Genomic DNA, 21,552 nt, shown 5'->3' with positions numbered 1-21,552 from the left:
TGCTGGGTCTGCCAAGATTGGTCACAGCCGCGGTTTCCTCCATCGAGGTTTATACGACGCCCACCCGCGTCAGTAGGCAAAGCAATGTTGAACGCCTGCACGGGCGGGCATCCTACAAACCTTAACTGGAGCGGTCATTGGACACGTTTGTCCAATAGGCCGTTGTCGATACACTCGCTAAGTTGTGTGCTTTAGGAAGGCTTCCAATGCAACTTGATAGTCGCAGGCAAAAATTTCACGGCACTCCACAATCAAGCCACGTGTTTTTTCATAAGTGATTGCCTTCTGATATTTTTCCAAAGTGGAGTGAATTTCGAACTCCTTCTTTCCGGCGTCCTTTGTCATGGCGACGATTTTTTTTATGTCCCAGTCGGTTATGTTTCCATAAGCCTCTTTGTTGAGGAAGTCCTTGCGATCCTGTGGATGGTGTTTGCTGAATCCGACTTTGGAAAACTGTGTTGATTTTGAGTAAGCCAAGTACACATACCCGGTAGCTGAATTCCTGAGCTGATAAGCAATTTTTGATGTGTCGCACTGTATGCAGTGACCTGCCTTTGATCGAAGTGTGTGCCCCGATTTTGCGCATGGTGATCCACCATAGTAGAAATATTTTTCCAGCGCATCCATGGACTCATCACGCGACCGCTTAGATAGTCCAGAACCATCAAATAGCCACGAGGGAGATACCTTCTGTGCTTTTAGAAAAGCGAGCTGTTCTTTTGTAAGTTGCGTCATGGAAGGGAAGTGTAATCTCTGCAAATACGTGGAATCGCAGAAGCGACGGCGACGTTAATTTCGAGTTTGTAATCTTGAAAAACCACCCCAAAACTTGTAATGTGTCGAAACGTACTTCGCTTGTGCAGCGGTTGCAGCCATTCAGCGGTATCCCCCATACGGGGGATACCAAGAGCATTTCAATGATGTGAGAATGCTTAATACGTCCCACCCACCCACCTTGGAATCGCAACCATATGGACCGAGCAGAAACCACGCGTCGCCTTGAACTTCTGCGAAAGCGCATTCACGACGGTAAGTTCCACGTTGCTCCGCACCTGCGCGAAGGCTTCGAGACAAGCCTGCAAAGGATCCGCACAGCTGCCGACGGGCTCGTCGACGAAACGACCGTGGATGGTCGAATCCGATCCACACTTCTTATGATTGCCTACCAATCAGATCGCGAAGAATGGAAGGATCTTGTCTCACTGAAACAGATCCAAGAGGCATATTTTGAACGGCTTCAAAATATGTTCGGCCAGCCGTTTGAGATGATGATCGAAGCGAAAGTTGATCCATACCACTTTGCCGAATGGTACGCTTCCGACCAGGCGCGCGTGAAGGAAACAATTGGAGTTGCAGACGACTTCGTTTCCGGAACTATTGAGTTTTGGGAGAACATCTCCGATCCAACATGGATTCACCTCGAAGACTCGTTTGACACCAAAGCAGTTTTCACCGGTGAGATATTCCCGGACGGGCGCTCGAACGTTGTAAGCTCAACAGGGATCTACTTTGATACCACGATTCTTCCAGATCCGTTCTTAAAAATGGCTTCGGTGTTTGAGCAGATGGACGTGCAGGATCGCGTCACTGAGATACTGCGCCTCGGCCTTCAGGTGCTCCAGTACAAGGAACTGGCGACTGCAGATGTACCGAAGCCGTTGGTGGCAGTTCTTCCCGACCGCCACGGGCTTGAAGAAGGTTACAGGAAGTTTGTTCACGATTGCGCCACAGACGATGCAGTGAAGCATGCAGCTCGCCTATTTGGAAGACGGTTTTCTGGGATAGAAGAACTGACAGACTTCCTGAAACGTTTTAAGACTTCGGGGGATATCGTCGCGGCGCTTCATCAGCCGAATGAGCTTGTCTTCGCAACTGAATGGAAAGGAAGCTTGTCGGATCATATTGATCGCTTCATCTTGGAGAACGGTAAGAAGCTAGGAATTGCAGCTCCTGGTCAAGCGGTATTTCTTCAGCTGTTGACAAGATTCTCACAAGCCAACGACTCCTATCAACGCAGCCGCGAACTGCGAGGCACACCCATCGTTCGCGCGGAGACAAGTTGGCTGTGGTTCAACTGGATGCTGAGGGCGAATGCGCAAGGACTCGAAGGTGACGCACTCACTGGTTTGCATGTGGCACGTGCCCTGGGCACAACCGTGAAGAGAGAAATCTCTTGGCTCGGAAATGTTCCGGCTGCTGCATTGATTGAGATACGTAAGACCGGTGCGATGGACGAAATCAGAGCCTTACTCGGCAGCGGCATTCGGCAACTGGTTGATGCGCGCCCCGACAACTTCCATCGCACCGGCGACAAGGTGTTTGACAATCTTTATGCTGCTTTTCAGTCGCATGAGAAGCAGATTGACGTGCTGCGCATGAAGAAGTGGAAGTTTGCCGGTCTTGACGTTGGATCGTTCTTCGTCATCGGCGGCATTGAAATGACAGCGGCGCTTACTGGACTCCCGCTCTTTGGTGCGGCTGCAGCAACAGCATCACGCCTGGGGGTGATTCCCACTGCAAAGGATTTAAAGGAAAAGTTTGGCAAGCTAAAGGAGGAAGGGGCGAAACTTAATAGTACTGGTGTCGGAATACTATTCAAGCACAAGCCATAGTGGCGTATACGCTTCGTTCCAACGAACCACCTTCGGCAGTTGTTAACTCAAACGTTAACGACTTAATGGCGCATTTTGCCTCAATATGCGCCACACCTGTTTTTTACACTCAACACCATCATCTGCATCCAACTGACGTCACCCAGAAAGCGGTGCTTGATCCATGAAATCATCGTCGCCCTCAAAAACACCCTGAACCGGCGTGGCCTTCGCCAGTGCCATCCAGACGCCAAACGGCAGTTGCATCGAGGGTCGCTTGGGCGCTGTGCGGGCAACCACCAATTTCCCGTCAACCCAGACCATCACGCCGCACTCGGCCGGAATTTCGTCGGGCTCTGCAATCGCCCTGCCACGGGCATCACTGCCCAACACGTACCAGCACTGCCCGCCGACATCCAGATAAGCCTTCCGTTTGTCGTGCCGTTTCAAGTCGCCCAGCAGGTCACCCCGGCTCACCTTGATCTCGTGAACGATCGGCTCAAGATAAGCCTGCACCGAGCTGTTGCGAATCGAGAAGACGTCGGGTTTGGTCATGGTCCAGCGCCCGGCGGTATCAGCCTCAGGTGCGAGCCAGGCTCTGAGGCTCAGGTTTTTCCAGACCACCCGGCCATCGCGCAGCATGGTCTGGGCGACCTTGTCCACCAAGGCCTCGTGTGCTGAGAACGCACTGCGGTTGCTTTGCGCCGCGCTGGCAAGGTAGGCTATTCCCGCATCGGTCACGCGAACATGCTCATGGCCACTGATGGCCATGACGCGCTCCAATAGACCGGCGGCCAGCAATTCAATCTCAATCACATCTTGGCAAGGCCAGCCGGCCGAACGGTACACCTCGCGCAGGCGGCGTGCATGGATGCGCGTAAGCACAAGCTGTCCGATAGTCATAACTTCCCCCCTTTTTCCGACTCACCCCCATGCCAGCCGGGCATGAATCCATGCCGCCACTTGATGCAATTCATGCATAAGACCATGAACGGTGTCTGAAAGAGCCAGACAGATCAGGCGTAGCTACCTAGAATTCTCCGACATACAAAGCCAAAACGGAGACCTCATGACAATTGCCCCCCTTGCCGAGTTGCTGAACTACACGCAGGAGCATGCCGGACCGGCAGCCAGCAAGCAAACCGATTTTGTTGCCGCCTACTTCGAGAACACCGACCCCGACGAAATCGCGGCGCGTGGCCCGGCCACCCTGTTTGCGATTGCCAACGCCCACTGGCGCCTGCTGGATACGCCGCATGTCGCGCAAAGCGCCAAGGTACGCGTCTTCAACCCAACGCTGGCCGAAGATGGCTTTGTCAGCGATCACACCGTCGTGCAAATCGTGCACGACAACATGCCGTTTCTGGTGGACTCGGTCACCATGGCCATCAATCGCGGCAATCGCACGGCGCACTGGATTGTTCACCCCTTGATGAGCGTGGCGCGGGACGCGCAGGGAAAAATCACCAGCGTCAGCAGTGTTGCGGCCGCCACGTCAGCCGGTCAAAAAAATCCGGTTGAGTCGCTGATTCTGGTCGAATGCGACCGCATTGTGGAAGCGTCGGAGCAACAGGCCCTGGCGCAGGAATTGAGCCAGGTGCTGGCCGACGTGCGCAGCACGGTGTATGACTGGCGCCCCATCCTGGACCGGGTGGAGACCGTCAGCCTCGCCTCTGAAAAGTCACCCCTGTCCGCGGCCAGCCGGCAGGAAGGGATCGAGTTTCTGCAGTGGCTGAAAGACCGCAATTTCACCTTTTTGGGCGCACGCGATTACGACCTGAAACGCGAAGGTGATGCGGTCAGCCTGGTGGCGCGGCCCGAGTCCGGTCTGGGCATTCTGCGCGGCACCGTGCAGACCGCCGAAACCTGGCTGCCACCCGAGGCGGCGACGCTGATTGACTCGGATGAGCTGGTGCTGGTGACCAAAGCCATGACGCGCTCCACCGTGCACCGCCCGGCCTGGCTGGACTACATCGCGGTCAAGCTGTTCGATGACGCCGGCCAGGTGGTGGGTGAAGCGCGCTTTCTCGGGCTGTACACCTCCAGCGCCTATTCCGCCCCGGTGGATGAGATTCCCCAGGTGCGCCGCCGTGTGGCGAGTGTGATGGCCAGCGCGGGCGTGGTGCCTGACAGCCATGCCGCCAAATCGCTGCAGTCCATTCTGGATGCCTACCCGCGCGACGAACTGTTCCAGATTGACACCGCCACCCTGACCGAGCACGCCATTGGCATTTTGCGGCTGGAAGAGCGCCAACGCACCCGCATCTTCCTGCGCCGCGACCCGTTTGGCCGCTTCACCTCGGCCCAGGTGTTTGTGCCGCGTGACCGCTACAACACCGAGTTGCGCGTCAAGATCGGGCATGAGCTGATGGCCGCATTGGACGGCCAGTCGATCGAGTTCACACCGATGCTGACCGACAGCCCGCTGGCGCGCATTCATTACCTGGTTCGCGCCAAAGTGCGTGCCCCGCAAAACGTCAACCTGCTGGCGCTGGAAGCCCGCGTGGCCAGACTGGCCCAGCGCTGGGAAGACGATGTCACCACCGAGTTGCTGCGTTCGCACGGCGAAGGTCAGGGCTTGGCCCTCGCCCACCGCTTTGCCAACGCCTTCCCCACGGCCTATCGCGAAGACTTCTCGGCCCTGGTGGCGGCGGAAGATGCCGACATGCTGGCCGGTTTGTCAGAGGCGACGCCACTGGCTGTCAAGCTGTACCGGCCGCTCAATGCGGACGCCGGCCTGCTGCGCTTCAAGATTTACAACACGGCCAAAGTGGCGCTGTCGGACTCGTTGCCGGTGCTCGAACGCATGGGCGCCCGTGTGCTGGATGAGCACCCGTACCACATTGGCAACGAAAGCGATGGGCTGTGGATTCACGACCTGGGCCTGCAACTGCCGGCCAGCACCGACCTGTCCACGGTCAAGTCCCGGTTTGAGTCCCTGTTTGCCCAAGCTTGGCGCGGCGAGGTGGAAAGCGACGACTTGAACAAGCTGGTGTTGAGCACCGCGCTGGATGCGCGCTCGATCGCCGTGCTGCGCGCCTACACCCGCTACTTCAAGCAGCTGGGGTTTGCATTCAGCCAGAGCTACATCGAAACCGCGCTTAACAAAAACGCCGGCATTGCACAAGCGATCGTCGATCTCTTCAGCGCGCGCTTCGACCCCGCCCGCGCCAACCCGGCGCTCGCCGCCGACCACGATGGCTCCGCAGACCTGCTGAAGCAGCAGATCGAAGCCCGTCTGGAGGACGTCGCCAGTCTGGACGAAGACCGCATCCTGCGCCAGTTTTTCGCCACCGTCCTGGGCACGGTGCGCACCAACGTCTGGCAAAAGACGGCCACCGGCGCCGACAAACCGTATTTGAGTTTCAAGCTCGACCCGCGCCAGGTGCCGGGCGTGCCCGAGCCCAAACCCCTGTTCGAGATCTGGGTCTATTCACCGCGTGTGGAAGGCGTGCATTTGCGCAACGGCAAAGTGGCGCGCGGTGGCCTGCGCTGGTCCGACCGGCGCGAAGACTTCCGCACCGAAATTCTGGGCCTGGTCAAAGCCCAGCATGTCAAGAACACGGTCATCGTGCCGGTTGGCTCCAAGGGCGGTTTTGTGCTGAAGAATGCGCCGCCCGCAAGTGACCGCGACGCCTACATGGCGGAAGGCATCGCCTGCTACAAGCTGTTCCTGTCCGGCCTGCTGGACCTCACCGACAACCTGGTGAAAGGGGCGGTAGTGCCGCCGGCCAATGTGGTGCGCCACGACGTCGACGACCCCTACCTGGTGGTGGCGGCCGACAAGGGAACGGCCACCTTCTCCGACATTGCCAACAGCGTCTCGGCGGACTATGGCTTCTGGCTGGGCGATGCGTTTGCATCGGGTGGCTCGGTGGGTTACGACCACAAGAAGATGGGCATCACGGCGCGTGGCGCCTGGGAGTCGGTCAAGCGGCACTTCCGTGCCCTGGGCGTCAATACCCAGACCACGCCGTTCAAGGTGGCCGGCATAGGCGACATGTCGGGTGATGTGTTTGGCAACGGCATGCTGCTGTCCGAGCACATCCAGCTGGTGGCGGCGTTCGACCATCGGCACATTTTTATCGACCCCACGCCCGATACGGCGCGCTCGTTTGCCGAGCGCCAGCGCCTGTTCGCACTGCCCCGTTCCAGCTGGGACGACTATGACAAGAGCCTGATCTCGCCCGGCGGCGGTGTGTACCCGCGCGGCGCCAAATCCATCGCGCTGAGCCCCGAGGCACGCGCCGTGCTGGGGATCGAGGCCGAGGAGCTGAGCCCGGTCGAGTTGCTGCGCGCCATCCTGCTGGCGCCAGTGGATCTGCTCTACAACGGCGGCATTGGCACCTACGTGAAAGCCGAGTTTGAGTCCCATGCACAAGTGGGCGACAAATCCAGCGACGCCTTCCGCGTTAACGGCAAGGAGTTGCGCTGCAAGGTGGTGGCCGAGGGTGGCAACCTGGGTTGCACGCAAAACGGTCGCATTGAATACGCGCAAACAGGCGGGCTGATTTACACCGACGCGATCGACAACTCCGCCGGCGTGGATTGCTCGGACCACGAGGTCAACATCAAAATCTTGCTGGGCCGCATTGTCGAAGCGGGCGACCTGACGCTCAAACAGCGCAACGACTTGCTGGCCTCGATGACCGACGAAGTGGGCCTGCTGGTGCTGACCGACAACTACTACCAGACCCAGGCGCTGGACGTTGCCGCCCATCGCCCGATGTATTTGCTGGACGGGCAGCAGCGCCTGATTCAGGGGCTGGAGAAAAACGGCCAATTAAACCGCGCCATCGAATTCTTGCCGAGTGACGAGGAAATTGCCCGGCGCAAAGTGCGCAAGACCGGCCTGACCGCGCCCGAAAGCGCAGTGGTGCTGGCCTACGCCAAGATGTCGGTATTTGACGAGCTGCTGACCAGCAACCTGCCGGACGACCCCTACTTCAGCCGCGCGCTCAAGGCCTATTTCCCTCAGGCACTGACCGAACGCTTTGGCGACGCCATCGCGGCGCATCCGCTCAAGCGCGAGATCATCGCCACCTTCATCACCAACACGGTGGTCAACCGGGCCGGGGCGACTTTTGTGAACTACATCGCCTCCGAGGCGGGTGCCTCAGCGGCCGACGTCATTCGTGCCTTCACACTGGCCCGCGAGGTGTTCGACCTGGAGCCGCTGTGGGATCAGATTGACGCGCTGGACTACCGCGTTGACGCGACGCTGCAGCTGGACCTGCTGAGCAAGCTGATCGCGATTGCCCAGCGGGCCTCGCGCTGGATGCTGCGCGTGCGCGCCCAAAGCACCGACCTGCCCACACTCATCAACCGCTATCAGCCCGCGGCGCGCGAGTTGCGCGCCAATCTGGCCGACTGGCTGCCGCCTACCGCGCTGGCCAGCTGGAAAGCCGCTGCCGACACGCTGGTGCAGGCCGGTGTCGAGCCATCACTGGCCCAAAACCTGACGGCGCTGGAATACATCTTCCCGGCCCTGGACCTGGTGGACCTGGCCCAAACGGCCAGCACCGGGCTGGAGCAGGCCGCGCGGGCTTACTTCGGCATTGATACCGCGTTGGGCCTGACCGGATGGCGCACGCAGATCAACCGGCTCCCTACCGATACGCTGTGGCAAACCCAGGCCCGCGCCAGCGCGCGCGACGACGTGTATTCCATTGCCGGCCAGGTCACTCAGGGCCTGCTCTCGCGTCAAGAAGAGCTGACTGTCTGGAGAGAGCAGCACGGCCCGGCCATTGAGCGCCTGTGCCGGCTGCTGGCTGACATCAGCACGCAGGGGGCGGACCTGGCGCCGGTGTCAGTGGCACTGCGCGAACTGCGTCATTTGGCTTGAACACCCGAAATGCACAAGCTCGACAACGTCGTATGGCACACCTTGACTGGCGCGCACGCAAAGTACGCGACGGGCACAGGTACAGCGCGCCGGTATGAAGCGGGCTTCTCCCCGATCGCCGGCTTTCTCGACGCAGAGCATCCAGACCTGGACGCCCTGAACGGCTTCTGCACTCCCGGAGAGCACCTGTACGTGGGCGCCTGGTCTGGCATGCCCTCGGCCCGCTGGCATGTAGACGCAGATTCCACGATGTACCAGATGGTGTGGCAGGGGCCGATGCCCCCTGATGACGAAGCACCGGACGCTATTCTTCTCACCCCGGAGCACGCAGCGCAAGCCGTTGAACTCGCGGAGCTGACCAGACCTGGCCCGTTTGGCCCGAGGACGATTGAACTTGGGGAGTACTTCGGCTACTTTGTGGATGGGCGCCTGGTCGCCATGGCGGGTGAACGCATGCAAGTGGAATCGCTGCGTGAGGTCAGCGGTGTCTGCACGCACCCGGACTTTCAGGGCTGCGGACTCGCGCGCCAGCTGATGCTCAAACTTATCCGTCGTCAAATGATGCGGGGCGAGACACCTTTCCTGCATGTCATGCGCGATAACGCTCATGCACATCTGCTGTACGGTCGAATGGGTTTTCAGGACCGCAAGGAAATGGCCGTGCGCGTCATTTCGCCACGCTGACCGGTCAGGCGTTGCTAAGTGGAGGCGCACGAGTGCGCAATCCCCACCAGCCGCGCATTGAGCCGGCGCGCCAGCCCTTCAGCACCCTGCTGCATGACGGCGTCGTGATTCCATTTGAAAACCGCCCGCGTGAACGGCGCCAGCAGCCGCATCCATAGCGGCGTGGTGCGCACCTGCCACTCGTAGCGCACGATGGTGACGGCGGCGTCACTGCTGAACGACCAGCGGCCGCGCCCTTCCACCTGACCGCTGGCAACCCCCTCAACGGCGACCAGCGGCTCGATGTGGGTGATGCACATATCGAAGGTCAGACGGTACGGCAGGCGCCCTTTCCAGGTGTAGCGAAGCACGCGGCCGATGCCGCGGGCGTCGCCGGGCGTGAGTTCTTCGACCCGTTCCACGCAAGCCCACCATTGCGGCCAGGCGAGTGAATGCTCTATCGTCGCGCACACCACGTCCAGCGGCGCCTCGATGTGCCAGAAAGTGACGAAGTGGTAGGCCGCCATGGGGTGTCCCGTCTAGGGATTGAACAGGTTCATGGGTAGCAGGATATCGACTTCCGCGTCCTCCATGTGCACAGTCTCGATGATGACATCCTGCAAATCGCGGCTGATGACCTTGAGCGGGAACAGGCTCGCGGCGTCCAGCCAGACTTCATAACTGTGCACCCCCGCCACCGTCCAGTCGCCCGCGCCCGTCACACGGAGATGCAGCACCGGGCGTCCGGCCAGCGCCTGTTCGTCCGGCGACCCCTGGCTACCGCCCTGCGCCAGGGTCTGCATATTACCCAGCAGTACGCCGACATCGGACTGGTCCACCCGCTGCTTGCGCGAACTCTGGATCAACGGGTTGTTGGGGCTCAAATTCAGCTCGGGAAAGCGACCAACACCAAACGGCCACAGGCGCACGCGCCGGGTCGAAGGGCTGTAAACCAGCACCGCACCGGCATGGGGACGAATGAACTCCATACGCACAAAGCCGGGCTTCTGAAAAAAGTAACGCAAATGCTCTTGTGCGTCCGCATGGACCGAACGAATCGTTACGCGATAGGACTCGACCTTGCCGTAGCGCTCAAGGGCGTCGGTTAGAAGATCCGGGTTGGCGCCCGACAGCGCTGCGGCCAGCATCATGGCGGACAGCATGGCGTGCCCTAAAGCGCCACTTCCAGCATGCCTTCCATGCCTTTTTGTCGATGGCTCTCAAAAAACAGGAGCTTGCTACTGCAGTAAAAGGGGTACTTGCCGGCGGCAGTCGGGGTGAAGCGGATTTTCTTGACGTCAGTGCTTAACTTCTCATTAACGGCAATACCCGCTTCAGGGGCCGTGATGACCAAGGTATGCGGAATCACGCCTTGTTCAAGGCTGACTTCCAGTTCCACCGGCACATTCACCTTGACGACGATCCGCTTGGGCCGAAAGAAGTAACTGCCGCCCAGAATACTGACATGCTGCACGCCATCGCTGCCCATGCTGGCCTGGTAGGCCTCGTCCGAAGCGGCTTCTTCGGCCCAGGCTGCGCTGCCGCCGAATAGTCCAGACCAGAGCAGGAAAAATACCGCGAAATACTTCATGATCTTCCCTCCTTGGCGCCAACTTCTCAAAAAAGGGCGTCGGCACGCCCAAAGAAAAAATTATGCGTACCAGTGTCGCAAAAACAATTGCCAAATCGCAATCAACCCGGTCAAGGCAGTCAATGCCGCTGCACTGCATCAAGCCCACGAGATGGTTGCATAATCCCCCCCAAACCAGCGGCGACCATGGATCAAGTACCGGACACCGAATCAGACGCTCCCCCACGCGACGCAACAAGTCCACCAGAGCAGGACGGCGTGCTGGCAGGCATTTGGCAAACGACACCGGTCAGCGCATTCTTTCTTCTGGCCTTGATCTGTACCACGATCGGCCTCATTGTTTTTGACCAGTTTGTGGCCCCGGTCCCGGATCTGGCCTTGCTGAGCACGGTGATGCTGCTCACGTCCCTGGCCTTGTCGGCCCGACTGCTGGTTCATCTGCAACGCCGCCGCCGCGCGCACGACCTCGCCATGCAAGGTGCGCACGATGGCTTCTGGTCATGGGACCCGCGCACCAAACAGCTGGAAGTTGGGCAGCGTTTTCTCAATATTCTGGGCTACGACCTGAATTGTTTGCCCGATACCCACGCCTGGATGGAACTGGTCCACCCCGATGACCGCGACGAATACAGCCGCACGGTTACCTCGTACCTGAAGGGCAACACGCCGCACTTCTACGGTGAATACCGGGTCAGGGCCAAGAGCGGCGACTATTGCTGGATCGCCTCGCGTGGCCTGGCCAAATGGGATCGCAACGGACGAGCCTATCTGATGGCCGGCTCAGTCACTGACATCACGGAACGGAAAAATCGGGAAGAAGAGAACAAGTTTCTCGCCTTTCACGATTACCTTACCGCCCTGCCCAACCGTCTGTTGCTGGCCGAGCGGGTCGCCAAAGCCCTGGAACAGGCGGCTACGGACAAGCATCGCGCCGCGATCATGTTCATCGACCTGGATCGTTTCCAGGACATCAACAACACCCTCGGTCACGACGTCGGCGATCAGTTGCTGAAGAATGTTGCGCTGCGACTGGGTCGTGTGCTGGACGATCGGTACACGCTCGCCCGCCAGGGCGGCGACGAGTTCATTGTGCTGCTGCCGGAGGTCGCCGACGAACAGGCGGCGCTGGCGATCGGCCATTCGCTGCTCGATGCGCTGAGGCAGCCGTTCCACGACATGGAGCACGAATTCCTGATCGGTGCCAGCATCGGTCTCAGCCTCTATCCCGATCACGGGCTGGAAAGCGGCATGCTGCTGCGTTATGCCGACACCGCCATGTACGAAGCCAAGGCGGCGGGTGGCAACACCATTCGCCCCTACAGCAGTCCGATGAATCAACGCATCCAGTCTCGGGTGTCGATGGAACTGCGCCTGCGGCACGCCCTTGAAAAGGGTGAGCTTGAGCTCTATTACCAGCCGCAAATCGAGATTTCCAGTGGCCGCCTGATCGGGGCCGAGGCACTTTTGCGCTGGCACGTCGACGGCGGCCTGATCCCCCCGGTGGAGTTCATTCCGGTGGCGGAAACCAGCGGCCTGATCGTGTCCATCGGCGTTTGGGTGATAGAGACCGCAATTGCCCAGGCGGCCGAATGGCGACGGCAATTCGGCGAAGCACCGCGCCTGGCCATCAACCTGTCGCCGCGCCAGTTCGCCGGGGGCCAACTGGCACGCTGCGTGCTCGACAACCTGAATCGCTGGCAGCTGCCCACTGAGGCCATTGAGCTGGAGATCACGGAATCCATTCTTCTCCACCCGGAGGGCGACAGCATTGACGAGCTCAGAAGCCTTCACGCCCACGGCTTGCGCTTGTCGCTGGATGACTTTGGCACCGGCTACTCGTCGCTGTCCTACCTGCAGCGTTTGCCGATCGACGTACTGAAAATCGACCGTTCCTTCATCACGCCGCTGGGCAGTGACCAGGCCAATGCCATCGTCCGGGCCATCATCGCCATGGCGCACAGCCTGGACTTGCTGGTGGTGGCCGAAGGCGTCGAAACCGAGCAACAGCTGTCTATTTTGCGTTTGCTAAGGTGCGATATTGCCCAAGGCTACCTGTACAGCAAACCCCTGCCGGCGCAAGCCTTCATGGATCTTCTGCTGCGCCGGAGTGCCTGACAAACCCGGCGCCACCCCGGGGCCCGGATTCATTCCAGTGAGGTCAGTCCCGAGAACTACTTGGCGCCACCGAGCACCCAGGCGGCCAGGGTTTGGGTGTCTGCGTCACTCAACGCCGCCTGCGCGGGCATGGGAATCGGCCCCCACTTGCCAGAGCCGCCCTTTTTGATGCTGGCGATCAGATTGGACTCAGCATCCTTTTGTCCGGCGTATTTTTTGGCCACATCCTGATAGGCGGGGCCCAGCAGTTTTTTGTCCACCGCATGGCAAGCCATGCACGCGTTCTTGGTGGCGAGTTCCTTGTTGGCAAATGCCGGGGCCGACACCAGCACAGCGGAAAGCATGGCAATTTGGATCAGTTTCATTTTTGTCTTCTCGAATATTTTTAAACAATTTATCAATCAACACCTGCAGCAGGCGAGCCTGCTCGGGCAGATCAGGCGTAGCGCCGGGCCATCATCTCCAGCGGCACCGGCTTGATCTTCGAACCTTGCCCGGCGCAGCCAAAGGCCTCGAAACGCGCCTTGACAATGCCACGCGCCGCATTCTTGGCCGCCACCAGCGCCTTGCGCGGGTCGAACTCGCTGGGCTGCGTGGCGAACACCTGGCGCATGGCGCCGGTCATGGCCAGGCGGATGTCGGTGTCGATATTGATCTTGCGCACGCCGCTTCGAATGCCGCGCTGGATTTCTTCCACCGGCACGCCGTAGGTCTCCTTGATGTCGCCGCCAAACTGGCGAATGATGGCCAGCCATTCCTGCGGCACGCTGCTCGATCCATGCATCACCAGGTGGGTGTTCGGGATCTGCGCGTGGATGGCGACGATGCGGTCCATGGCCAGGATGTCGCCGGTGGGCTTGCGGGTGAATTTGTAGGCGCCATGGCTGGTACCGATGGCAATCGCCAATGCATCGACGCCGGTTTTCTCGACAAAATCCTTGGCCTGCACCGGGTCGGTCAGCATCATCTCGTGGGTGAGTTTGCCTTCGGCGCCGATGCCGTCCTCTTCGCCGGCCTCGCCGGTTTCCAGCGAGCCCAGGCAACCGAGTTCGCCTTCAACCGACACGCCGATGGGGTGCGACATCTCGCACACGCGGTGGGTGATGGCCACGTTGTAGTCATAGCTGGCGGGCGTCTTGCCATCGCTCATGAGCGAGCCATCCATCATCACGCTGGTGAAGCCCGAGCGAATCGACTGCTGGCACACCGCCGCCGAGGTGCCATGGTCCTGGTGCACCACCACCGGAATGTCGGGGTGGGTTTCGACCGCCGCCAGCATCATGTGGCGCAGGTAGGCTTCACCGGCGTATTTGCGGGCGCCGGCCGAGGCCTGCAGGATAACCGGGCTGTCGGTCTCCTGCGCCGCTTCCATGATGGCGATGATCTGCTCCAGGTTGTTGACGTTGAATGCGGGTACGCCGTAGCCGTGTTCGGCGGCGTGGTCCAGAACCTGGCGAAGGGAAACAAAAGCCATGAAAAACTCCTTTAAGTTTGAATAAAAACGAATGGCGTCATTGCGAAAACGGGGCCGCCTTCAATGCGAGCGCCGCAGCCGTCAGCGCGACCGCCCCGGCCGTCATTGCGAGCGCAGCGCGGCAATCCAGGGGTCATGGATCGCCGCGCTTCGCTCGCGATGACGGAACTCCTCGGCAAGCTATTCAGCAGCGCGTTGCTGCAAAATCTCGAATGCCGGCAACGTCTTGCCCTCCAGCACCTCCAGAAAAGCACCGCCGCCGGTTGAGATGTAACCCACCTGTTTTTCGATGCCGTATTTGGCAATGGCCGCCAAGGTGTCACCGCCGCCGGCGATGCTGAAGGCGCTGGAGTCCGCGATGGCCTGGGCAATCACTTTGGTGCCGTTCTCGAACGCAGCAAACTCGAATACGCCGACCGGGCCGTTCCAGACGATGGTGCCGGCCAGTTTGAGCTGCTCGGCCAGGCGCTTTGCCGTCTCCGGCCCAATGTCCAGAATCAGGTCGTCGTCCGCGACTTCGGTGGCGGCCTTGACCATGGCCACGGCGTCGGCGCTGAAGGTCTTGGCGGTCACCACGTCGGTGGGGATTGGTACCTCGGCGCCGCGCGCTTTCATGGCCTCGATCACGGCACGGGCGTCAGCCAGCAGGCCGGGTTCGGCCAGGCTTTTGCCGATGTTCAGGCCGGCCGCCAGCATGAAGGTGTTGGCAATGCCGCCGCCCACGATCAGCTGGTCCACGTTCTTCGCCAGGGCCTGCAGAATGGTGAGCTTGCTGGAGACTTTGGAGCCCGCCACAATCGCCACCAGCGGGCGCTTCGGATTCGCGAGTGCCTTGCTGATGGCATCGATTTCCGCCGCCAGCAACGGCCCGGCGCAGGCTATCGGCGCGTACTGGGCGATGCCGTAGGTCGTGCCCTCGGCGCGGTGCGCGGTGCCGAAGGCGTCGTGCACAAAGATGTCGCACAGGGCGGCCAGCTTGCGGGCCAGGGCTTCATCGTTCTTTTTCTCACCGACATTGAGCCGGCAGTTTTCCAGCATGACGATCTGGCCGGGTGCTACCGCCACACCATCGACCCAATTGGAAACCAGCGGCACCTCGCGCCCCAGCAACTCACCCAGCCGCTTGGCCACCGGGGCCAGCGAATCTGCGGGCTTGAAGGCACCCTCGGTGGGCCGCCCCAGGTGGCTGGTGACCATCACCGCCGCACCGGCATCGAGCGCCATCTGAATTGCCGGCACACTGGCGCGAATGCGGGTGTCTTCGGTGATGTTGCCACTCGCGTCCTGCGGCACGTTCAGGTCGGCACGGATGAAGACGCGCTTTTTCTCGGCAAAGCCGCTTTTCACAACATCGGCAAAACGCATGACTTTCATCGCAAGCCTCCTTTGGCGCCCGCCACCACACGCGCCATCTCCAGACATTTGTTGGAATAGCCCCACTCGTTGTCGTACCAGGCCACCACCTTCACAAAAGTGCCGTCCAGCGCCAGGCCAGCGTCGGCATCGAACACGCTGGTGCAGACCTCGCCGCGGAAGTCGCTGGCCACCACCTTGTCCTCGGTGTAACCCAGCACGCCCTTCATGGCGCCCTGGCTCTGGGCTTTCATCTCGGCGCAGATATCCTTGTAGCTGGCCTCGCTATTGAGTTCGACCGTCAGGTCCACCACCGACACGTCGCTGGTCGGCACGCGGAACGACATGCCGGTGAGTTTTTTGTTCAGCGCGGGAATCACCACGCCAACCGCTTTGGCCGCGCCGGTGCTGGACGGAATGATGTTTTCCAGAATGCCACGGCCACCGCGCCAGTCTTTGTTGCTCGGGCCATCCACCGTTTTCTGCGTCGCGGTGGTGGCGTGGATGGTGGTCATCAGGCCGCGCTTGATGCCCCATTTGTCGTGTAACACCTTGGCCACCGGCGCCAGGCAGTTGGTCGTGCAGCTGGCGTTGCTGATGATGGCCTGGCCGGCATAGGTCTTGTCGTTGACACCATAGACGAACATCGGCGTGTCGTCCTTGCTGGGTGCGCTCAGGATGACTTTTTTGGCGCCGGCGGCCAGGTGTTTTTCAGCCGTGGCCTTGTCCAGGAACAGGCCGGTGGCCTCGATCACGATGTCGGCCCCGACCTCGTTCCACTTCAGGTTGGCGGGGTCACGCTCTTGCGTCAGGCGGATTTTTTTGCCATTGACGATGAGGGTGTTGCCGTCCACGGCGATGTCACCCTGGAAGCGGCCGTGCACCGAGTCGTATTGCAGCATGTAGGCCAGGTAGTCAGGCTCCAGCAGGTCGTTGATGCCGACGATTTCGATGTCGCCGAAGTTCTGCACCGCGGCGCGAAACACCATGCGGCCGATGCGGCCAAATCCGTTGATACCTAATTTGATGGTCATTGTTGTCTTCTCGATAATTTATAAGAAATAGGACTCTAGCCCTTGTAGCTAGTGCGCAGGAAGCTATTAATTCAATAGTACTGAGCAATCCGCGATGACCCGGTCCGGGGCGCAGGCCTCAATCGGCTGGCCCATGTTGTAGCCATACGGCAGCGCCCAGACCGCGACACCGGCATTGCGGGCGGTGGCCACATCAATGCTGGAGTCGCCGACGAACAAGGCTCTTTCAGGCGACACGTCGAACTGCGCCAGGCAGCTCTGGATACCCGCCGGATTAGGCTTTTTGGTCGGCAGCGTGTCGCCACTCACCACGCTGTCCAGCAGCGGCGTGAGTTGGTGCACCTCCAGCACCGTGGCGGTGTAACGCCCTTCCTTGTTGGTCACCACGGCCAGCTTCACGCCGCGTTCGCGCAGGGCGATGAGGGTCTCGCGCACCTGCGGGTAGAGCTGGCTGCGCGTGCCGCAGCGCCGCTGGTAGTGCTTGTCGAACTCGGCGGCGATCAGGCTCAGGGACTCGCTGGCGCGCACCGCTGCTTCGTTGATATTCCCGCGGTAGACCAGCGCCTGCACCAGCAGTTCGCGTGTGCCAAAACCGATCCAGTCGTTCACCTGCTGCTGCGTCACATCCTTCAAATCGAAGCGGCGCAAGGTGTCGTTGACGGCATCGCAGATTTCCGGCGCGGTCTCCACCAGCGTGCCGTCCAGATCGAACATCACCAGGTCAAAGTTATTCATGGTTTGCCTTTGCGTGGACCCGGGTGCGCACGGCCTCTATCACGCGTTCCGACGTGATGCCGAAATGCGCATACAAATCCTTGGCGGGCGCGGACTCACCAAAACTGGTCATGCCCACCACCGCGCCGGTGCGGCCCACGTATTTGCGCCAGAAGTCCGGCTGCGCGGCCTCGATCGCCACCGCCGGCAGGCTCAGCGGCAACACCTCTTCCTGATAAGCCGCGCTCTGGCGGTCAAACACATTGCTGCAGGGCATGGACACGACGCGGGTGGCAATGCCCTCGCCCGCCAGCGTGGCCTGCGCTTTCATGGCCAGCTCCAGCTCCGAGCCGGTGGAGACGATCACGGCCTGGGCGCCGTCCATGTCGGACAACACATAGCCCCCTTGGCGAATGCGGTCGACCATGCTGATATCGCTCAGGCGCGGCAGATTCTGGCGCGACAGGCACAGCGCGCTAGGGCCGTCACGGCGCTCGATGGCGCAGGCCCAGGCCTGGGCGGTTTCCAGCCCGTCGGCCGGCCGCCACACGTCCAGGCCCGGAATGATGCGCAAGGACGGGATGTGCTCCACGCTCTGGTGCGTCGGGCCGTCTTCACCCAGGCCAATGCTGTCGTGGGTGAAAACGTGGATCACGCGCAGCTTCATCAGCGCCGCCATGCGGATGGCGTTGCGGCTGTAGTCGCTGAAGGTCAAAAACGTACCGCCGTAAGGGATGTAGCCGCCGTGCAGGGCCATGCCGTTCATCAGGGCCGCCATGCCGAATTCGCGCACGCCGTAGCTCAGGTGGTTGCCCCAGTGGTCGCGACCGGCCTTGACGCAGCCCTTGAAGTTGGTCAGGTTGGAGCCGGTCAGGTCGGCACTGCCGCCGAAGAATTCGGGCACCAACGGCGCCAGGGCGTCGAGCGCGTTCTGGCTCGCCTTGCGCGTGGCCACGGCGTCCGGTTTGGCGGCAATCGTGGCCAGCAGCTCCGGCAGCTGGTCGGCAAACGCGGGCAACAAATCGCCCGCCATGCGGCGCTCGAACTCGGCCGCCTCCAGCGGGTATTGCGTGCGGTAGGCCTCAAAACGCACACGCCAGGCGCGCTCGGCAGCCTGGCCGCGCTCGACGGCGTTCCATGCACTGGCGATGTCCGTCGGCACGTCAAACGGCGCGGCCGTCCAGCCCAGCGCTTCGCGGGTGGCTGCCACTTCTGCCGCACCCAGGGCGGCGCCGTGCACGTCGTGCGTGCCGGCCTTGTTGGGCGAGCCCATGCCGATCACGGTCTTACAGCAAATCAGCGTCGGTTTGCCATGCGGCAGCACAGCTTGGGCTTTGGCGGCGCGCACGGCCGCGTCCAGCGCCGCCGGGTCATGGCCATCGACGGCGGCGATGACGTTCCAGCCGTAGGCCTCAAAGCGTTTGGGCGTGTCGTCGGTGAACCAGCCTTCCACATGGCCGTCGATCGAGATGCCGTTGTCGTCGTAAAAGCCCACCAGCTTGGACAGGCGCAGCGTGCCGGCCAGCGAACAGGCCTCGTGGCTGATGCCCTCCATCAGGCAGCCGTCGCCCATGAACACGTAGGTGAAATGGTCCACGATGGTGTGGCTGATCTCTTCGTCTTCCCGATTGAATTCATCAGCCAGCAGCTTCTCGGCCAGCGCCATGCCGACCGCATTCGCCAGACCCTGGCCGAGCGGGCCGGTGGTGGTCTCCACGCCGGGGGTGACGCCCACTTCCGGGTGGCCAGCGGTCTTGCTGTGCAGCTGGCGGAAGTTCTTCAGCTCCGCCATCGGCAGCTCGTAGCCGGTGAGGTGCAGGAGCGCATAAATCAGCATCGAACCGTGGCCGTTGGACAGCACAAAGCGGTCGCGGTCCGGCCAGTGCGGATTGGCCGGGTTGTGCTTGAGGTGGCGGTTCCACAGCACCTCGGCGATGTCGGCCATGCCCATGGGCGCGCCGGGGTGACCGGATTTGGCTTTTTCAACCGCATCGACGGCGAGCATGCGGATGGCGTTGGCCATCTGGCGCGCCATATCGGGTGTAGGGGTGGTGTTCATGTCAGGAAGCCCTCTTTTTACGTTCCATCATCCGCCACACAAAGGGCGTGAAGATCAGTTGCATGGCCAGTTCCATCTTGCCGCCGGGCACCACGATGGTGTTGGCGCGGCTCATGAATGACGCGTCAATCATGTTGAGCAGGTACTGGAAGTCGATGCCCTTGGGGTTGGCAAAGCGGATCACCACCATGCTCTCGTCGGCGCTGGGCACTTCGCGGGCGATAAACGGGTTGCTGGTATCGACCATGGGCACGCGCTGGAAGTTCACATGCGTGTGCATGAACTGCGGGCAGATGTAGTTCACGTAATCCGGCATACGGCGCAGGATGGTGTCGGTCACCGCTTCGGTGCTGTAGCCGCGCTGCTTTTTGTCGCGGTACAGCTTCTGGATCCACTCCAGGTTGATGACCGGCACCACGCCGACCAGCAAGTCCGGGTGCTGGGCAATGTTGACCTCGGGCGTGACCACGGCGCCGTGCAGGCCTTCGTAAAACAGCAGATCGGTGCCCTTTGGCACGTCTTCCCAGGGCGTGAAGGTGCCGGGCTCCTGCTTGTAGGGGGCGGCTTCTTCGGGGTCGTGCAAGTATTTGCGGCGCTTGCCGATGCCGGTTTCACCATAGGCGCGAAACAGCTCGGCCAGCTCGGGAAACAGGTTGTTTTCCGGCCCGAAGTGGCTGAAGTTCTTGTTGCCGGCCTTCTCCGCCTCGGCCAGGCGGAGTTTCATTTGCACGCGGTCATGGCGGTGAAAGCTGTCGCCCTCGATGACGGCGGCGTTCACGTTCTCGCGGCGGAAGATGTTCTCAAACGTGCGCGTGACCGAGGTGGTACCCGCGCCGCTGGAGCCGGTGATGGCAATGATGGGGTGGCGTTCAGACATGGTGGCGTCTCCAGAAGTTAAAAATTTATAAGAAATCGGCCTCTAGCCCTCGCGTCATATGCGCAAGAAGCTATCAAATAAGTAGCAAATCAATCTCTGAACAAACTGCGTTCGGCAAACAGCGGATTCTTCAGCTCGACCTTGACCGGCTCGGCGTGGTAACGCTCGATGCGATCGACCTCGTTTTTGGAGCCAAACACCAGGCCGATGCGCTGGTGCAGCGAGGTTGGCTGCACGCCCAGCATGGGTTTTTCGCCGGTCGAGGCGCGGCCGCCGGCCTGCTCCATGATCATGCCAATCGGATTTGCCTCGTACAACAAACGCAGACGGCCGGGCTTGGCGGGGTCCTTGTTGTCGCGCGGGTACAGAAAAACACCGCCGCGCATCAAAATGCGGTGTGCCTCGGCCACCATGGAGGCGATCCAGCGCATGTTGAAATCCTTGTCGCGCGGCCCGGTGCTGCCGGCCAGGCATTCATCGACATAACGCTTCACCGGCGCCTCCCAGAAGCGGCTGTTGGAGGCGTTGATGGCGAACTCGTGCGTGTCTTGCGGAATCATCAGCTTGGGGTGCGTCAGCATGAACTCGCCCAGGGTCGGATCGAGCGTGAACGCATTGACGCCGTCGCCCACCGTCAGCACCAGCATGGTGGTCGGGCCGTACAAGGCGTAACCGGCGGCGAGCTGCTGTGCACCCGGCTGAAAAAAATCAGCGTCGACCACGTCACGGCCACTGTCAATCACCTCTTGCGGCGCCCGCAGGATTGAGAAAATGCTGCCCACCGACACATTCACGTCAATGTTGCTGGAGCCGTCCAGCGGGTCAAAAACAATCAGGTATTTGCCGCGCGGGTACTGGCCCGGAATCTGGTACGGCAGGTCCATCTCTTCCGAGGCCATGCCGGCCAGATTGCCGGCCCATTCGGTGCGCCGGATGAAGACATCGTTGGAGAGCACGTCGAGCTTTTTCTGCGTCTCGCCCTGCACGTTGACCGAGCCGCCCTCCTCGGCCGCATGGTTGCCCATGACGCCGCCCAACTCGCCAAAGGCGACCGCGCGGGCAATGGCTTTGCAGGCCAGCGCCACGTCCAGAATCAGGGCGTTGAAGTCGCCGCTGGCACTGGGAAAGCGGCGCCGTTCCTCGATCAGGAACTGGGTCAAGGTGGAGCGATTGGGGCGGTTGGTGAGTGGCATGGCGAAGTCTCTTTGTCGTTAAATAATGGTTGGCTGTATAGGA

17 protein-coding genes are annotated in these 21,552 nt (G+C 60.9%); 4 read left to right on the top strand and 13 right to left on the bottom strand.

All coding sequences use genetic code 11. The annotated features are described in order from the left end of the window. Positions 1–177: 177 nt before the first annotated feature. On the bottom strand, positions 178–735 hold the full coding sequence (locus tag C5P05_RS33890) for a GIY-YIG nuclease family protein (RefSeq protein WP_157979477.1): 558 nt from the start codon (positions 733–735) through the stop codon (positions 178–180). Between the two features lie 236 nt (positions 736–971). Between C5P05_RS33890 and C5P05_RS29020 the strand changes: the two genes are divergently transcribed. After that, complete coding sequence (locus C5P05_RS29020; protein WP_114973344.1) at positions 972–2,612, top strand: hypothetical protein; 1,641 nt, start codon at positions 972–974, stop codon at positions 2,610–2,612. 138 nt (positions 2,613–2,750) lie between these two features. Here C5P05_RS29020 and C5P05_RS29015 read toward each other — a convergent pair whose 3' ends face one another. After that, the gene (locus tag C5P05_RS29015) at positions 2,751–3,494 is read right to left on the bottom strand and encodes a hypothetical protein (protein WP_232834705.1); all 744 of its coding nucleotides are present in this window, start codon (positions 3,492–3,494) and stop codon (positions 2,751–2,753) included. Between the two features lie 166 nt (positions 3,495–3,660). Here C5P05_RS29015 and C5P05_RS29010 point away from each other — a divergent pair, with 166 nt between their 5' ends. Both C5P05_RS29010 and C5P05_RS29005 read left to right on the top strand, forming a co-directional pair. Beyond that, positions 3,661–8,436, top strand: a complete 4,776-nt coding sequence (locus C5P05_RS29010; RefSeq protein WP_114973343.1) for an NAD-glutamate dehydrogenase — start codon at positions 3,661–3,663, stop codon at positions 8,434–8,436. A 9-nt stretch (positions 8,437–8,445) separates the two neighbouring features. Further along, entirely contained in the window at positions 8,446–9,120 is a 675-nt protein-coding gene (locus C5P05_RS29005) for a GNAT family N-acetyltransferase (RefSeq protein ID WP_114973342.1), read from the top strand. A gap of 14 nt (positions 9,121–9,134) precedes the next feature. Here C5P05_RS29005 and C5P05_RS29000 read toward each other — a convergent pair whose 3' ends face one another. Genes C5P05_RS29000 through C5P05_RS28990 form a run of 3 tightly spaced genes read right to left on the bottom strand, consistent with a single transcriptional unit; the run spans position 9,135 to position 10,690 of the window. Beyond that, positions 9,135–9,626 carry an SRPBCC family protein gene (locus C5P05_RS29000; protein ID WP_114973341.1) on the bottom strand — a complete coding sequence of 164 codons (492 nt, stop codon included), beginning with the start codon at positions 9,624–9,626 and terminating at the stop codon, positions 9,135–9,137. A 12-nt stretch (positions 9,627–9,638) separates the two neighbouring features. Next, positions 9,639–10,262, bottom strand: a complete 624-nt coding sequence (locus tag C5P05_RS28995; RefSeq protein ID WP_198674902.1) for a DUF1571 domain-containing protein — start codon at positions 10,260–10,262, stop codon at positions 9,639–9,641. Between the two features lie 8 nt (positions 10,263–10,270). Continuing rightward, positions 10,271–10,690, bottom strand: a complete 420-nt coding sequence (locus C5P05_RS28990) for a quinol oxidase (protein WP_114973340.1) — start codon at positions 10,688–10,690, stop codon at positions 10,271–10,273. A gap of 186 nt (positions 10,691–10,876) precedes the next feature. Between C5P05_RS28990 and C5P05_RS28985 the strand changes: the two genes are divergently transcribed. Further along, positions 10,877–12,805, top strand: coding sequence for a putative bifunctional diguanylate cyclase/phosphodiesterase (locus C5P05_RS28985; RefSeq protein ID WP_114973339.1), 1,929 nt, complete (start codon positions 10,877–10,879; stop codon positions 12,803–12,805). A gap of 56 nt (positions 12,806–12,861) precedes the next feature. Here C5P05_RS28985 and C5P05_RS28980 read toward each other — a convergent pair whose 3' ends face one another. The 8 genes from C5P05_RS28980 to C5P05_RS28945 form a co-directional block, all read right to left on the bottom strand. After that, a complete protein-coding gene (locus tag C5P05_RS28980; protein ID WP_114973338.1) occupies positions 12,862–13,170 on the bottom strand; it encodes a c-type cytochrome in 309 nt (102 codons plus the stop codon). A 71-nt stretch (positions 13,171–13,241) separates the two neighbouring features. Further along, positions 13,242–14,279 carry a class II fructose-bisphosphate aldolase gene (gene fba, locus C5P05_RS28975; RefSeq protein WP_114973337.1) on the bottom strand — a complete coding sequence of 346 codons (1,038 nt, stop codon included), beginning with the start codon at positions 14,277–14,279 and terminating at the stop codon, positions 13,242–13,244. A gap of 180 nt (positions 14,280–14,459) precedes the next feature. Next, positions 14,460–15,653 (bottom strand): phosphoglycerate kinase, encoded by a 1,194-nt coding sequence (locus tag C5P05_RS28970; protein WP_114973336.1) that lies wholly within the window; start codon positions 15,651–15,653, stop codon positions 14,460–14,462. Continuing rightward, complete coding sequence (gap, locus tag C5P05_RS28965; RefSeq protein ID WP_114973335.1) at positions 15,650–16,666, bottom strand: type I glyceraldehyde-3-phosphate dehydrogenase; 1,017 nt, start codon at positions 16,664–16,666, stop codon at positions 15,650–15,652. The genes C5P05_RS28970 and gap overlap by 4 nt, the downstream gene beginning before the upstream one ends. Before the next feature lie 66 nt (positions 16,667–16,732). Beyond that, positions 16,733–17,401: an HAD-IA family hydrolase gene (locus C5P05_RS28960; RefSeq protein WP_114973334.1), complete on the bottom strand. Its 669-nt coding sequence runs from the start codon at positions 17,399–17,401 to the stop codon at positions 16,733–16,735. After that, positions 17,394–19,439 carry a transketolase gene (tkt, locus tag C5P05_RS28955; protein ID WP_114973333.1) on the bottom strand — a complete coding sequence of 682 codons (2,046 nt, stop codon included), beginning with the start codon at positions 19,437–19,439 and terminating at the stop codon, positions 17,394–17,396. Before tkt ends, C5P05_RS28960 begins: the two co-directional genes overlap by 8 nt. Position 19,440: 1 nt before the next feature. After that, positions 19,441–20,316 (bottom strand): phosphoribulokinase, encoded by an 876-nt coding sequence (locus tag C5P05_RS28950; RefSeq protein WP_114973332.1) that lies wholly within the window; start codon positions 20,314–20,316, stop codon positions 19,441–19,443. Between the two features lie 89 nt (positions 20,317–20,405). Continuing rightward, positions 20,406–21,509 (bottom strand): class 1 fructose-bisphosphatase, encoded by a 1,104-nt coding sequence (locus tag C5P05_RS28945; RefSeq protein ID WP_114973331.1) that lies wholly within the window; start codon positions 21,507–21,509, stop codon positions 20,406–20,408. Positions 21,510–21,552 lie beyond the last annotated feature (43 nt).

It is taken from the genome of Rhodoferax ferrireducens, from assembly GCF_003347515.1.
Lineage (GTDB): Bacteria > Pseudomonadota > Gammaproteobacteria > Burkholderiales > Burkholderiaceae_C > Rhodoferax.
The sequence above is the reverse complement of the archived record's forward strand: the minus strand, read 5'-3'. Positions and strand labels throughout refer to the sequence as shown.

Excerpts from the sequence above, each read along its gene's own strand:
- C5P05_RS33890 (WP_157979477.1), bottom strand. The coding sequence starts at position 735 with ATGACGCAACTTACAAAAGAACAGCTCGCTTTTCTAAAAGCACAGAAG.
- C5P05_RS29020 (WP_114973344.1), top strand. The coding sequence starts at position 972 with ATGGACCGAGCAGAAACCACGCGTCGCCTTGAACTTCTGCGAAAGCGC.
- C5P05_RS29015 (WP_232834705.1), bottom strand. The coding sequence starts at position 3,494 with ATGACTATCGGACAGCTTGTGCTTACGCGCATCCATGCACGCCGCCTG.
- C5P05_RS29010 (WP_114973343.1), top strand. The coding sequence starts at position 3,661 with ATGACAATTGCCCCCCTTGCCGAGTTGCTGAACTACACGCAGGAGCAT.
- C5P05_RS29005 (WP_114973342.1), top strand. The coding sequence starts at position 8,446 with ATGCACAAGCTCGACAACGTCGTATGGCACACCTTGACTGGCGCGCAC.
- C5P05_RS29000 (WP_114973341.1), bottom strand. The coding sequence starts at position 9,626 with ATGGCGGCCTACCACTTCGTCACTTTCTGGCACATCGAGGCGCCGCTG.
- C5P05_RS28995 (WP_198674902.1), bottom strand. The coding sequence starts at position 10,262 with ATGCTGTCCGCCATGATGCTGGCCGCAGCGCTGTCGGGCGCCAACCCG.
- C5P05_RS28990 (WP_114973340.1), bottom strand. The coding sequence starts at position 10,690 with ATGAAGTATTTCGCGGTATTTTTCCTGCTCTGGTCTGGACTATTCGGC.
- C5P05_RS28985 (WP_114973339.1), top strand. The coding sequence starts at position 10,877 with ATGGATCAAGTACCGGACACCGAATCAGACGCTCCCCCACGCGACGCA.
- C5P05_RS28980 (WP_114973338.1), bottom strand. The coding sequence starts at position 13,170 with ATGAAACTGATCCAAATTGCCATGCTTTCCGCTGTGCTGGTGTCGGCC.
- fba (WP_114973337.1), bottom strand. The coding sequence starts at position 14,279 with ATGGCTTTTGTTTCCCTTCGCCAGGTTCTGGACCACGCCGCCGAACAC.
- C5P05_RS28970 (WP_114973336.1), bottom strand. The coding sequence starts at position 15,653 with ATGAAAGTCATGCGTTTTGCCGATGTTGTGAAAAGCGGCTTTGCCGAG.
- gap (WP_114973335.1), bottom strand. The coding sequence starts at position 16,666 with ATGACCATCAAATTAGGTATCAACGGATTTGGCCGCATCGGCCGCATG.
- C5P05_RS28960 (WP_114973334.1), bottom strand. The coding sequence starts at position 17,401 with ATGAATAACTTTGACCTGGTGATGTTCGATCTGGACGGCACGCTGGTG.
- tkt (WP_114973333.1), bottom strand. The coding sequence starts at position 19,439 with ATGAACACCACCCCTACACCCGATATGGCGCGCCAGATGGCCAACGCC.
- C5P05_RS28950 (WP_114973332.1), bottom strand. The coding sequence starts at position 20,316 with ATGTCTGAACGCCACCCCATCATTGCCATCACCGGCTCCAGCGGCGCG.
- C5P05_RS28945 (WP_114973331.1), bottom strand. The coding sequence starts at position 21,509 with ATGCCACTCACCAACCGCCCCAATCGCTCCACCTTGACCCAGTTCCTG.